This window comes from Streptomyces sp. NPDC002835 (genome assembly GCF_053591995.1).
In genome coordinates this window covers 86,752-98,837 of sequence record NZ_JBSFUW010000030.1, presented here as the reverse complement: position 1 = coordinate 98,837, position 12,086 = coordinate 86,752, and the positions used below count along the sequence as shown (strand labels likewise).

Here is a 12,086-nt window from a genome sequence, read left to right as displayed (position 1 = left end):
GCTGCGGGGTCCGAGGGCAGGTCCCAGGACGCGACCTGGTCCGAGCCCAGCAGGTGGGTCCTGGCAAGGAGGAGGGCGGCGTCGTCGCGCGGTGGGACGGTCAGCAGCGCGTCGACGACGTTGTCGCCCGTCTCCTGCAGAGACGGGCCGGGCACCGCGAGCGTGCGGCTCAGCCGGGAGAGCCCGATGTCGATGTCGCGGTCCGGAGCCCGGACGAGGCCGTCGGTGTACAGCCCGATGAGGCTGCCCTCGGCCAGTTCCAGTTCCGCGGACTCGAAGGGCAGGGAGCCGAGGCCGAGCGGCGGTCCGGCGGGCAGGTCCAGGAAGTCGTCGGCGCCGTCAGGGCTCACGATCACGGGCGGGAGGTGACCGGCCCGGGCCACTGTGCACAGCCCGGTGACCGGGTCGTACACGGCGTACAGGCAGGTGGCCCCCATCATCGCGGCGCCCACGCTCTCGCTCTCCGCCGATGCCGGCTCGCCGCCGTCGGGCGACTCGCTGAGGCCGATGACCAGATCGTCCAGGTGGGCCAGCAATTCGTCGGGGGGAAGGTCCAGATTGGCCAGCGTGCGCACCGCCGTGCGGAGCCGCCCCATGGTCGCCGCGGAATGGATGCCGTGCCCGACCACGTCCCCGACGACCAACGCGACCCGGGCCCCGGAGAGGGGAATCACGTCGAACCAGTCACCGCCCACGCCGGTCGGCGCGTCCGCCGGGCAGTACCACGATGCCACCTCCAGAGCGGATCCTCCGGTCACCTCCTGTGGCAACAGGTATTGCTGCATCGACCGCGCCGCGCTCCGCTCGCGGGCGAAGCGGCGTGCGTTGTCGATGGACACAGCGGCGCGGGAGACGAGTTCCTCGGCGAGGCGTACGTCGTCCTCCTCGAAGGGCCCCAGGCGTCGGGAACGGACGAATGTCGCCGCGCCCAGGGTGATGCCGCGGGCCCGAACCGGCACCACCATCACCGAGCGAAGGTCGAACCGCCGGATGGCGGGGCCCAGTGACGCGTCCATGGCCACCCACGCCTCGGGGGAGTGTTCCAGGTCCTCCACCAAGGTCCTGCTCTCCAGCAGGCAGCGGGCGACGGGTGAGGACGGCGCACGCTGGACCACATCCCCCACGGCCAGTCTCGCCTCCGGGCTCCCCTCGCGGACCGACCTCTGCCCCGCGCGGCGGATGACGGGTCCGAGGTCGACCGGCCCGGGAGCGGGCTCCTCGCCCCTGATGACCGACTCCAGCAGGTCGACGGCGACGAAGTCGGCGACGGAGGGCACGGCGTTGTCGGCCAGTTCCTGCGCGGTCAGCTGTACATCCAGCGCGCTGCCGATACGGGCACTGGCGTCGTTCAGGAGGGCGAGACGCTCCTGTGCCCGTCGGCGCTCGGTGACATCGATGATCATGTACCAGACGCCGACCTGCCGGCCGCGGCGGTCTTTCATGCCGAAGAACGACGCCGAGTACGCCCGCTCCCGGTAGGGCTCGCCATGGCCGAAGCCGCTGAACTCGTGGTCCATCACCGGAGCCCCGGTCCGCAGGACGGTCCGCATTCTCTCCTCGAACGCCTCCGCCGTGGGGCTCGGCAGTACCTCCTTCACCTGGCGCCCCAGTCGTCGTTCCGGCGGCATCAGCCGCCCCAGCACCTTGTTCACCCAGACGTAGCGCAGATCGGTGTCCAGGACGGCCACACCGACCGGCGCGTCGGACAGGAACGGCACGAGCAGCAGCTGGCTGACCCCGCCTCCCGGCATTCGCCAGAAAGCACGTTGCGGTGGCCGGCCGACGAACCTGCCGAAGACCAGCGCGGCGGCCGTGGCGACCAGCACGCCCGGGACCATTTCGTAGATGTCCGACTCGAACGGCCCGAGCAGCGGATTGATCCTGTCCCACAGGAGCACCGTGGCCGCGCCCGACACGATTCCGGCCATGGCCCCGGCCCAGGTCATACGGGGCCAGTACAGCGACAGGAGCACGACCGGTCCGAAGGCCGCGCCGAAGCCCGCCCAGGCGTAGGCGACGATGTTCAGGATGCCGCCGCCCCCCAGTGCGACCAGGCAGGCGACCATGATCACCAACACCACTGCGCCGCGACCCACCCACACCAGCGTCCTGTCCGAGGCGCGCCGTCTGAGGAACGCCCGGTAGAAGTCCTCCGTGAGGGCGACGGAGGACACCAGGAGCTGACTGTCCGCGGTCGACATGATTGCGGCCAGTACTGCGACCAGCATCAGCCCGGCGATCCAGGGGTTGAGCAGGGTCTCGCTCAGGACGATGAAGACGGTCTCCGGGTTGTCCAGGGGGATGTCGAGCTGCGCGATTCCCACGAGGCCGACGAGAGTGGCGCCGGTGAGCACGACCAGCACCCAGACCGTTCCGATGCGCCGGGCCGCCGGGACGGCCCGGGTGCTGCGGATGCCCATGAAGCGGGCGAGGATGTGCGGCTGGCCGAAGTAGCCGAGGCCCCAGGCGAGGAGCGACACGATCGCCACGGCGCCGAGCGACCCGCCCGCCGTCCACCGGCCGTCGACGAAGCCGGCCTCGGCCCCGACGTCCAGCAGTGTCGGCGTCTTGCTGTCGAGGGAGTCCGCCAGGGAGCCGAAGCCCCCGAGCGCCGCGATACCGACCAGGGGGAGTACCAGCAGGGCGAGGAACATCAGAGTGCCCTGCATGACGTGTGTCAGGCTGACGGCGAGGAAGCCGCCGAGACACGCATAGGTCACGATCGTCAGAGCGGTCAGCACCACCCCGAGTTCGAAGGCAACGCCGAATACCTGCTCGAACAGCAGCCCCCCGGCCACCAGACCGCTGGCGACGTAGACGGTGAAGAACACGACGGTGACGGCGGCCGACACCATCCGGAGCGTCCGGGTGCGGTCCTCGAAACGCTCCTCCAGGTAGGCCGACAGGCTGACGGCGTTACCGGCCCGCTCGGTGTAGGTACGCAGCCTCGGCGCGACGAGTAGCCAGTTCAGATAGGTGCCGGCGGCCAGACCCACGGCGATCCAGCTTGCGCCGATGCCGGCCGCGTAGACGGCCCCGGGAAGGGCCAGGAACAGCCAGCCGGACATGTCGCTCGCGCCGGCGGACAGTGCCGCGACCGGCGCGCTGAGCCTGCGCCCGCCCAGCGCGAAGTCGGCGAAGGTACGCGTCCGGGTGTAGGCCCAGATTCCCACCGCGATCACGGCCACCACGTATACGACGAACGTGGCCAGAACCGGCGCGCTCAGGTCGGACATGTCTTCCTCGCTCGGGAGGCGGATGAGCACAGACAGCAACGGTGGCTGGGCTGCAGCTCGCCCTGGCACAAATGTACCGACTTGGGGTCGCAGGTTGCCGATCGGGATAATTACACCTGAATCACCTGATTCATGTCGCCTTGTGGTGTTGTCTGGGGTGAGGTGCCGGCTGAGCCGTGGGGGCGGTGTCAGCGGGCGCCCCGCACCCCGGTGCGCGGACGCGCCAGACGACACCGGCACCGGCCGCACACGCCAACAGGACTCCCCCTGCCACCAGGAGGGTGCCGGATCCCCCCGTACCGGAAGGGGCCGCAGTCTCAGGGGCGGCCGCCGCGGTGGTCCGCCCCCTGCCGTCGCGTCCCGCAGACTCGGCGGGCGTGGCGGGCTCGGGCTGTGCCGGACCTTCTCCGGCCGTGGGCGAGGCAGGGGTCCCGGGAGAGACCGTGATCTCTTCCTCGTCCCGGCCGAGCCCTGGATGGCCCGCCTCCACGGTGACCCTCCAGCGCCCGGGAGGGAGCGCTTCCGCGGTGGTGTAACCGGTCGTCGAGGCGGGGTCGCGGACGAGTCTCCAGGGACCGAGGGACCTGTTCCCGTCGGCGCTGACCGCGTTCACCGTGGCAGCGACCCGCTCATCGACCGGGTCGTTGTCGTTCTCCCAGGTGACGGTCGTTCGCACGCGACCGAAGTCGTGTCCGGTGATCTCCACCTGCAGGGTGTCACCGTGGGCCAGGGCGGCGGTGGCGGTGGTCAGGGACAGGGCCGCGCCCGCCAACGCGGTGGCGACGGCCGGGACGAGGGCTCGGCGCATGACGATGTCCTCCATGGACGAGATGTGGGGGTTGGAATGGAGACGGCCAGCGGGCCACAGGCCCGCCGGCCGTCATGGGAAGTGATGCGGGGTCCTCAGGCTCAGGCGGCCTTCTGGACCGTCCACACCTGGGCCGGTGCCCCCGCCGCGTTCTGCAGCTCGATCAGCCATGACCCGTAGTACGGGCGGTTGCTGACGCCGAGGACGTAACGGCTGTCACCGGCCGTCACGGTCACGCCGTTGCCGCTCGGGGCGATCCTCCACCGCTGGGCAGCGGTGCCGGCGCAGGGCTGCTGCGCCACATACATGCCGGCGGAGGGGGCGCCGCCGACCTGGAGGCACTTGCCGGAGACGGCAGAACGAATACGGGTGTAGCCGCTGCCTGCGCTGTCGAAGTACCACTGCTGCTGGGCGTATCCGTTGTGCTGCGAGCCGACGAGGACGGTGCCGTCGCCGCTCCTGCCACCCCAGACCTCGGCGGCGTTCCCGGTCGCGCCGTTGGTGAGCAGATAGCGCGTGTTGGGCGTGGGGGTCGTACCACCGCCGTCACCACCGCCGGAGGTACGGAACGCGGCCGCCCTGCCCCGACCGCTGTCGCGGCCCGAGGAGTCACGCACCGAGACGGAGACGGTGTAGTTCGTTCCCGGCTTCAGGTTGTAGATACGGGCGCTGGGCGCCTGCACCCAGCCGATGGCCTGGTCGTTCAGGAAGATCTGGTACCAGGCCGCACCGCTGACCGCGTTCCAGCCGGCGACTGCGGAGTCCGGGCCGATCTGCCCGACGGTGACGGCAGGCCCGGTGCCGGAGCCGTTCGTCGGCGTGGGCTTGGGCGTCGGGGGCGTCGGCGTCGGACTGGGGTTCGGGTCGGGCCCGGTGTTGCCCTTGATCAGGAACTGGTTGTCCGCGACGTTCCAGTGCGTGGCGAGATAGCTGCCCTGCCTGGGGTTGGTGTGGAAGTAGTCGTCGTGGTTGCAGTCCAGACGGTTCTCGTACTCCTGGCCCTGGCAGACGGAGCGCATCCTCGGGTAGTACGGGGTGTCCGAGTAGCACATGACGTCATATTCGTCCGTGCAGTGCGCACCCCGGCTGGTGTTGGGTGCGCTGTTGTTCACGGCGCCGAGGTTGTGGCCCAGTTCGTGCGCCGCGGTGTGTCCGCCCCAGCAACCGGTGTCGGTACGGCCGTAGGACGGGCCGAAGTTGCTGAGGTTGCTCTGACCGGGACGCTCGTCTCCGGCGAAGCTGCCGATGCCGCAGTAGACCTGAGTGTCCGCGAAGATCATGTACTTGCGGTCACGGCGGTCGAGGCCCTTGGCCGCGAGCGCCCTGTTCGTGGCGCTGAACTCGGACAGCGCGGAGGCCGGGAGCTCGATGTTGAGCACGGTCGGCGTACAGTCGGCGGCCGTCACATAGCGGATGTTCCGCACACCGCCGGTGTCCTTGGCGCTCTCCGAGTAGATGAGGTCGGCGTCGGCGGCCCACTTGCGGAACGACGGGAAGTACTGCGCGTACCGGTCTCGTCCGGGGGCGTGCACGTACACCACCTGGACACGGTTGCCGCTGTTGCCGTCGCCGTCGCAGCGCACGGTCTGCCCGGCGGGCCCGTTCGCCGCGGGGGCCTGCGAGGTGGAACCCCCGGCAGCGGGAGGGCTGCTCGCCTTACCGGCCGCGGCGTCGAGTGCGGGCGCGGTGCGCGGAAGCTCTCCCCCGGAAGGCTTCGCGCTCTCCGCCTTGGTCGGATCCTCCGCGGGTGCGGCGGCCTTCACCGCGGGAGGGGTGTCCTTCTTGATGTCGACGCCCTTCGGAGGGGCGTCCGGGCCATGAGTGCAGTGACCGCCGGCCGTGCGGTACACCCCCGCGCACGGATCCCCCTCGTGCGCGGGCTTCAGCCCTTCGTAGATCATGCCCCGCTTGGGCTCGCTCTTGGGCACTTCCTTGAGCGGCTCGGGGTCCTTGTCGCGAGCCGGCTCCTTGGCCGGCTCCGGGGTCGCTGCGAGCGCCTCTCCCTGGGCGAGCGACAGCGGTTGGGTTGCGTCCGTCCCCGGCTGGGTCACCTGGTAGGCCACTCCGGCCACGACCGCCATGACGGCGACCGCGGCCGTGCCGAGTATGAGCCGGCGGGACTTGCGACGCGGAGGCTTCTTGAGTCTTCTGCGTCCGGACAAACTGCACCTCTTCCTTGGTCAGGGGATGGGTGCGCGAAAGCTTGCCAGACCAAATGAGTGGAAAATTCAGACAAATGGGGTCGGCTTTCCGGAGTTGTTCTGTTATCAACGCTCTGAAATTGATGATCAGTCAATCTCCCTTCCATCCAAGGGAGTTACGCGCGTTGAGTCGCGGTGGTCTAGTCCCATTTAAGGATGTCGTAATCTGATCGAAATATGAGACGGCCCTTTTTGAGTCCCCGTCAACTAGGCCTTTCACGCGGCGAGTTGATGTGATCACCAACAGTGGCCTCCTTCCTGTCGAGGGGAGGGGAACGCTGCCCCCGGCGATTTCGACGAATAACCGATCCACCACTGCTCACCCGCCCTCGGCGAGCTGCTCACCAGTCGGGGTGACGCCACAGACGTGTGCGCGGCTCGCGCCACGAGGTAGCCACGGGGCGTGAGCCGGATCCCTGTGGCGATCGCCGAACTCGTGGATAGAAGTCCTTCGGGGTCCGAAGTGGTTCGTGAGACAGACCAATGGGCTGCCTGTGAACCTGTCGCCGGCGATGGTTTCGCGACGGTCCTCGGGGATCGCGGCCGACATGTTCTCCCGGTCCGGCTCAGCCGGCGACCTGGTGCGTGATTGGCATGAGGCCGTGTTGGGTCTCGGTCGGTGTTGTGGTCAAAGCTGTGAGGGCAGCGCAAGTGCCTTGTTGTGTTGGGTTGCTCGCTGCTCGGTGGTCAGGAGCCGGTTGACGAACACCAGCTTGCACTTCGCCCCCTGCGTCCACGGCTCGACGGCGCGGAACTGCGTGACCCGGTTGAATCCTGGGGTGGCTTACCAGCGAGGTGTATCCGGCTGACCCGACGAGAGCCTCACGCGCCACCGTTCGCCCCGCCTTGCTGCCTCTCGCCGGCCCAGCGGGGCGCCGGCAAGCCCGGTTGATGGTGGAGTCCACCGACACGGCAACGCCGGGGGCGCCCAGCTCCGCGCAGAGGGCCACGAGATCCGGCGTGAGCATCGCCCTCCCGCTCAAGCACCGCAACCTCAACGTACTCGGCTCGCTACGGTTTCACCGCCTCCGTCGCGCGAGAGAGGCAGCGGCCGCTGCGCGCCCCGGGTACGGTCCCCTGTTTGCAATTCGCTTGCGGCGGACATCGAAGGGGGGAGTCCATTTGCTGGCTCCTGGTAGCGGAGGGACCGGTGGGCGGCCCCTGCGAAGTGGTGGGGCGGGCAAAGGCGTTCGGGGGTGATCCGGGCATCGAACGTCTCGAGCAGCGCTCCCCCTGACTCCACATGACTCCGTTGAGTGACGTACTAAGTGCGAAGCGTAATCGTTTTGGCGCAAACCCGCCTTGAGTCGGGCGGGGAGTGGCAAAAGACTGCTCGTGTGCCGAAGCGGACATCCGTCCGAGGGGTCCGCCCGCACGCCCGTCACGTATGCCATTGTCAGGAGACCATCGCATGCCCGACGTCGGCCAAGACACCGCGCACCCGATCACGTTGACCGACGGCACCGCCACCCGGACCCGCGAAGTGACACCCGCCGATCTCGAACCGATCCAGGCACTGCACCGCCGCTGCTCGCCAGGCAGCCGGGCCCTGCGCTACCACACCGGCAAACCCCAGCTCTCTCCCGCCGGATGGCGCCTGCTGTCCGACCCGGAGCGAGGCACCACGTTGGTGACCACCCCGGCCCAGCGCATGGACCACATCATCGCCATGACCAACGTGATGCGCACCGACCGGCAAGGGGTGGGCGAGTTCGCCGTTCTGGTTGAGGACGCCTGGCAGTCCAAGGGGCTGGGCACCGCCCTGGCCGCACACGCGGCCGAAGTGGCCCGCCGCGCGGGCCACCGTACGCTGACCGCGGCGGTCGCTGCGCAGAACGTACCGATGCTCCGCGTCCTGAAGCGTCTGGACGCATCGCCCCCTCGTGCCGCCGGACCCGTCCTCGACTTCCACGTCCCGCTGTAGGGCCGACGGACGGCCGTGGTCTTCTCCTCCTTGAAGCGAAGCCCCCTCGCGGCCAGCCAGTCCTCCAGCCGGGCCCTGACCTGGTACACCTCTCTTTCGGCGCGGGAAAGCACGACGAAATCATCGGCATACCTCACCAGCACCGGAGTGCCCGGCATGGCGCCCGGCTCGCGCCCGGCCCGCACCGTGTGTTGGCACCCAGTGGCCTGTTCCGGTCCAGAGCGACGTTCATCAGCTGTGTGCGTGTCGCGTGTCCGTGCCCGGCTCCCGCGGGGGTTTCGCGGCAGGATGGAGACAGGGCGAGGCGCCCGCGGCCGTCCGATGCCGTGACCGTGTGCGTGGCGAAAGGTGATCCGGCCATGGAGCTCACTCTGGTGGTGCTGATCATCATCGTGGGGCTGACGTTCGACTTCACCAACGGCTTTCACGACGCCGCGAACGCGATTGCCACCTCCATCTCCACCCGGGCCCTCACGCCCCGCATCGCCCTGGCCATGGCCGCCGTGATGAACTTCCTCGGCGCCTTCCTGGGCACCGAGGTAGCCAAGACCGTCGGCAGCGGCATCATCGGTGCACCTCAGGAACTGTCTGGCCTGCTGCTGGTGTTGTGCGCGCTCATCGGCGCGATCGGCTGGAACGTCTTCACCTGGTGGCGGGGGCTGCCGACCTCGTCCTCCCACGCCCTGATCGGCGGACTGGTCGGTGCCGCCCTCGCCGCCTCCGCCACCGTGCACTGGACCGGCATTGTGGACAAGGTCCTGCTGCCCATGCTGCTGTCCCCGCTGGTCGGCGTGGCCCTCGGCTACACACTGCACACGATCATCCTGTGGGCGTTCCGCCGCTCCGCCCCGCGCCCCGTCACCCGCCGCTTCCGTATGGCGCAGACCATGTCAGCCGCCGCCATGGGCCTCGGACACGGGCTGCAGGACGCGCAGAAGACCATGGGCGTCATCGTCCTCGCAATGGTCACGGCGGGATGGCAGGACGACTTCTCCGTACCCCTTTGGGTGATCGCGGCAGTGGCCGCGGCGATGGCCGCCGGCACTTACAGCGGCGGACGCCGCATCATCACCACCCTGGGGCGGCGCATCGTCCACCTCGACCCGCCGCGCGGCTTCGCCGCCGAGACCGCCGCCACGGCCGTCCTCTACACCACCGCGTTCGTCTTCAAGGCCCCGATCTCCACCACCCAGACGATCACCGCGGCCATTCTGGGCGCCGGCGCGACCCGGCGTATCTCGGCCGTGCGCTGGCAGGTGGCCCGTTCCATCGGCACCGCGTGGATCCTCACCTTCCCCGGAGCCGGGCTGCCCGCCGCCGCCCTCTACCTGATCCTGCACGCCATCACTGGCCTGTGACCGCAGCGGAGGCCCACGATGCCCACCCCAGCCACTCCCAAGTCAGGCAGGCCGCCAGGCGCCGGACTTCCCGACGGCCTCCCCGTGCCAGGCCGCTTCAGCCATCTGCACCCCGACGACGGCGCCTGCCTGATGGAGGAGGCCTCCCTGCTGGCCACCGGTCGCTTCACCGATCGACCGCCCGGCACCCATCCGGTACTCGCCGCGCTCGCCCGTACGGTCAACGACGCCGTCGACGACGCCACCCGCCACACCCTGTGGCCGCTGGCCGCCGATCTCGCCGACGCGGACCCCGCCGACCGTGCCTACGGTCCGCTATTGGTGGGCACGGTCGTGGACGCCGCCCGCCGCGTGCGGCCCGGCTCTCGGCGCCTGAAATGGCGCAGCGCGGCCTGCCACGCCCGGGCCCACCGGCTCGCCGTAGCCCGTACCGCGACGACACCGGCCCGCATCGCCGACGTGCTGTGGTGGCACGGCCCTGGCCACCACCACCTCGAACACGCCCTCCGCGTCCTGCTCACAGCCCCCGACGCCGACCAGCGCCTGTCCCGGCTCCTCCACCAGGCTGTGACCGACGCCCGGGTCCGAACCACCAGGGAACAGGCACCGACCCACGCGGAGCCCTCCTCGGAGCGCGGATCATCCGCCGACGTGGTCCGCTGATGGCCGGCACCGCCTTCATGTCGAGCAGAAGCCGGCACTCTCGACGGCCTGCATGGCACCGCGGTGCGTGCTCTCTCCCGCCGCCGGCTTCTGACTCAATCTCTGAGTCGCGGCAGGAAGACGCTGCCGTCCACACATGACCGGAACGCACGAATGGGAGGACGCTGGACGAGACGAGCCCGCTGTCACGAGCGGAAGCTCTCCTCGGCCCACGTCAGGTCGGCGGTGTCCTCCATCGTGTACGTCCCGGGTTCCAGAGCGGCGCGCAGCACGTCGGCCCGGAGCGTGTCTCCGGGCATGACGACCAGGCTGCGTCCTGGATGCTGAGCACCAGCTCAGCAGGGGTCTCCTGCCCGCGAAGGGCCGCGGTGAGAACACTGCGCAGCAATGCCGTCCGGGCCGCTGCGTCCACGGGCGGCGCGTCGAGGTCCGCATGGGCGTGGACGGTCACCACGCAGCCCGACTCCCGGGCGCCGCTGACCAGTTCACGCAGGGGCCGGTCGAGCACCCCTGGCCCGGACACGCGGCCGCTTCTGGCAGTGACCGCCTGCCGGGCCGCTGCGCCGGGCCGCCGAGGGGCGAACGGTGGGCCGTGTGCGGCCTGGTCCACGGGACGACGACCGACCAGGGGGCGGTGCTCTGCCGGCACCACCAGCCCAGCGATCTGAGGGCCCGGCACCGGAAAACCTCCGGATTCGAGTAAACCTCCCGCGTGGTTTGCCCCTCTGATGACTCGACAGTGCCGAAGGTCAACCCCCTTGCGAGGGCCGGTCCTTCGGCGTCCGTGATCAGAAGGGAGATCAACCCCCATGAGCGTTTCCCCGATCCGCAACAGTCTTCGCCGGATAACCTCCGCCGGGCTGGTGGCGAGCGCGGCGCTGGCCCTCGTCGGATCGGCCGTCACCACGGCCACGGCGCAGACCGCACACGACGAGGAGCGGACGAGGCCCGGCGTCAGGATCATCGGTGGGGTGGAGCAGTCCAATGGCGCCCACCCCTGGATGGCGGCCTTGCTGAGCAAGGGCTCCAAGAACCCGGCCGATCGCCAGTTCTGCGGCGGCAGCCTGGTCAGCGACACCGTGGTGCTGACGGCCGCGCACTGTGTCACGGGCACCAAGCCGAAGCAGCTCGAGGTCACGGTCGGACGGACCGTGCTGTCCGACAAGCGCCAGGGGCAGCTGCGCAACGTGCGGAGCATCGTCTCGCACCCCCGCTACGTCAAGGGGAACGAGGCGTACGACCTGGCGCTGCTGGAGCTGGCCAAGCCGGTCACCGGCATCGCCGCCGTGAAGATGCCGACCGCCGGCACCGACGCCCTGCTCCGCCCCGGTGCGCAGGCGACGGTCATCGGCTGGGGCAACACCGACACCGAGGTGCCCAGCTTCCCCGACCGGCTGCGCGGCGTGAAGGTGCCTCTGCTCTCGCACGCCGAGTGCACGGCGACGTACCCGGGCTACAACAAGGCCGTCAACGTCTGCGCGGGCGTGGAGAGCAAGGACTCCTGTCAGGGCGACAGCGGCGGACCGCTGTTCCGCAAGGTCGCGGGCCGCACGTACCAGATCGGCATCGTGTCGTACGGCGAGGGCTGCGGTGAGCAGGGTGCGCCCGGCGTCTACACCTCCACCAGCTCGAAGAAGCTGTGGGACACCCTCGCCGAGTCCCCCGAGGGCAAGCGAATGAAGCAGTTGCTGCGGCGCTGACGCAGCGAGGCGGTGCCGGATCACCCCGTGCGCCCTCGGTCGGGCCGCGTTTCGGACACGCATCGCCGGGGCGGCCGTAGTCGCACATGGCGGACCACCCGAGGGGGCCGGCGTAGTCGATCCGATGGCGGAGGCGCCTGGCGGCCGCGCAACCGGCCAGCCGCTCTCCCGGCGAAGCACACCGCGGGCGGCTCAT

General features: G+C 69.9%; 7 protein-coding genes. 4 read left to right on the top strand and 3 right to left on the bottom strand.

Annotated features, from left to right (window positions below):
* The 3 genes from putP to ACWD01_RS27405 form a co-directional block, all read right to left on the bottom strand.
* On the bottom strand, positions 1 to 3,236 hold a 3,236-nt coding region (gene putP, locus ACWD01_RS27415), incomplete at its 3' end, for a sodium/proline symporter PutP (protein WP_451165460.1).
* A gap of 130 nt (positions 3,237 to 3,366) precedes the next feature.
* Positions 3,367 to 4,059, bottom strand: coding sequence for a hypothetical protein (locus tag ACWD01_RS27410; RefSeq protein ID WP_451165459.1), 693 nt, complete (start codon positions 4,057 to 4,059; stop codon positions 3,367 to 3,369).
* Between the two features lie 86 nt (positions 4,060 to 4,145).
* Positions 4,146 to 6,206 (bottom strand): RICIN domain-containing protein, encoded by a 2,061-nt coding sequence (locus ACWD01_RS27405; RefSeq protein WP_451165458.1) that lies wholly within the window; start codon positions 6,204 to 6,206, stop codon positions 4,146 to 4,148.
* Between the two features lie 1,450 nt (positions 6,207 to 7,656).
* On the opposite strand from ACWD01_RS27405, the gene ACWD01_RS27400 reads away from it, so the two are divergent.
* From ACWD01_RS27400 to ACWD01_RS27385, 4 genes are all read left to right on the top strand, one after another.
* Positions 7,657 to 8,169 carry an N-acetyltransferase family protein gene (locus ACWD01_RS27400; protein ID WP_451165457.1) on the top strand — a complete coding sequence of 171 codons (513 nt, stop codon included), beginning with the start codon at positions 7,657 to 7,659 and terminating at the stop codon, positions 8,167 to 8,169.
* 359 nt (positions 8,170 to 8,528) lie between these two features.
* Complete coding sequence (locus tag ACWD01_RS27395) at positions 8,529 to 9,527, top strand: anion permease (RefSeq protein ID WP_451165456.1); 999 nt, start codon at positions 8,529 to 8,531, stop codon at positions 9,525 to 9,527.
* An 84-nt stretch (positions 9,528 to 9,611) separates the two neighbouring features.
* Positions 9,612 to 10,190 (top strand): hypothetical protein, encoded by a 579-nt coding sequence (locus ACWD01_RS27390; protein WP_451165455.1) that lies wholly within the window; start codon positions 9,612 to 9,614, stop codon positions 10,188 to 10,190.
* 809 nt (positions 10,191 to 10,999) lie between these two features.
* Positions 11,000 to 11,890, top strand: coding sequence for a S1 family peptidase (locus ACWD01_RS27385; protein WP_451165454.1), 891 nt, complete (start codon positions 11,000 to 11,002; stop codon positions 11,888 to 11,890).
* The last annotated feature ends 196 nt before the right edge of the window (positions 11,891 to 12,086 follow it).